Source organism: Streptomyces ossamyceticus (genome assembly GCF_001418475.1).
In the GTDB taxonomy this organism is placed as follows: domain Bacteria; phylum Actinomycetota; class Actinomycetes; order Streptomycetales; family Streptomycetaceae; genus Streptomyces; species Streptomyces ossamyceticus.
Genome location: NZ_LIQX01000729.1, coordinates 1,646 through 2,980, shown reverse-complemented (window position 1 = coordinate 2,980; position 1,335 = coordinate 1,646). Strand labels below are relative to the sequence as shown.

Below are 1,335 nucleotides of genomic sequence, written 5' to 3'. Positions count from 1 at the left end.
CGCCCCGGCCGGGGCGTTCCCGCGTCCGGAGCAACTGCCCGTGCCGCCCGTCGGGTTCGTGGGGCGTGACGGGGCCGTCGCCTCGATCCGGGCCGTGTTGGAGGCGGAGCGCGACCGGACCGCGGTCGTCGTGGTCAGCGGGATGCCGGGTGTCGGTAAAACGGGCCTCTCCCTGCACATCGCGGCCCAACTCCGCGACGCGTTCCCGGACGGCAGGCTCTACCTCGACCTGCACGGAGCCACGCCCGGCCGGACCCCGCTCGCGCCCGCCGACGCCCTCGCCGCCCTCCTGCACGGGCTGGGTGTGGACGCCCGGCGCGTCCCCGGCGACGTGGCGGCCGGTGCCGCGCTGCTGCGCTCCGCGCTCGCCCCGACCCGGACGCTGCTCGTCCTCGACGACGCGGCCTCGGTCGGCCAGGTACGACCGCTGTTGCCGGCCGGGGCGGGCTGTGCCGTCCTGGTGACCAGCCGGCAGCCGCTCGCCACCCTGGGCGCGTCCGCGCAGGTCCCCCTCGACCCGCTCTCCCCACGGGAGGGCGCCCTTCTGCTGGAGCGGGCCTCGGGCCGGTCCTGGGGCGCCGGCGACGCGGAACCGGTCGCCCGGCTGGCCGCGCTGTGTGGGCATCTCCCCCTCGCGCTCCGGATCTGCGCGGCCCGGTTGAGGAGCCGGCGGGCCCTGCCCGTGGCACGGCTGACGGAACGCCTCGCCCGGCAGGAGGACCGCCTGGACCACCTCGAACTGGAGGACCTCAGCGTGCGCCGCTCCCTGCTGGCGGCCCACGAGGCGCTCCTCGCGTCGGGCGACCCGCGTGACGTCGACGCCGCCGAGGCCCTGGTCCTCATCGGCGCGCTGGACCTGCCCGAGTACGGGGTCCCGCTGATGGCCGTCGCGACGGATCGCACCGAGCGGAGCGCCGAGCGAGCGCTGGACCGCCTGACCGAGGTGGCGCTGCTCCAGGAGACGGGCTGGGGGCGCTACGTTCCGCACGACCTGGTCCGCGACTTCGCCCGGGAACTCGCCGTCCGGCCGGACGCGCGGGCGGCGCACGCCGACGCCGTCGAACGCTCCCTGCGCTGGTACCAGCGGAGGCTCGCCCACTGCGCCGCCGCCCTGCGGCCGGGACGCGGCGGTATGCCCGAGCTGCCGCCCGGTGGCGACCTGGCCTTCGCCGACGCGGCCGAGGCACTTGCCTGGGGCGACCAGGAGGCGGCGAACCTGCTCCACCTGGCGGGCTCGGGCGCGCCTGGGCCTGCCGGCCTCGAACCGACCCGGACGAGCGGACCACTGGAACCGACCCGGATGAGCGGGTCACACGGACCGGCCCAGACGACCGG

The 1,335-nt window shown here is 77.4% G+C and carries 1 pseudogene; it reads left to right on the top strand.

The window, feature by feature from the left end:
* Nucleotides 1–1,335: pseudogene (locus AOK15_RS37685) on the top strand (AfsR/SARP family transcriptional regulator); the annotation flags it as partial.